1 pseudogene is annotated in these 262 nt (G+C 33.6%); it reads right to left on the bottom strand.

Annotated elements, in window-relative coordinates:
* Positions 1-262, bottom strand: a pseudogene (locus SAZ04_RS22350) (excinuclease ABC subunit B); the annotation flags it as partial.

The following is a 262-nucleotide window of genomic DNA, read 5'->3' as shown; positions in this document are numbered from 1 at the left end:
GGATTTCAGAGTGCAAATATCTTACTTTGATATCTTTTTTTGAAAGAAATTCTGCAAGGTCTTCTGCCATCCTCTTTGTTATGGTTGTTATCAGAATTCGTTGATTTTTCTCAACTCTTTTTTTTATTTCTGAAATTAAATCAACAATCTGGTCACTAGTAAATCTCACTTCAACTTCAGGATCTAATAGACCAGTTGGTCTCACAAGTTGTTCAACCACATTAAGGCTAGAATCTAATTCGTAAGATGATGGTGTAGCTGA

This window comes from Halalkalibacter lacteus (assembly GCF_036663595.1).
Classification (GTDB): domain Bacteria; phylum Bacillota; class Bacilli; order Bacillales; family Bacillaceae_D; genus Halalkalibacter; species Halalkalibacter lacteus.
The sequence above is the reverse complement of the archived record's forward strand: the minus strand, read 5'-3'. Positions and strand labels throughout refer to the sequence as shown.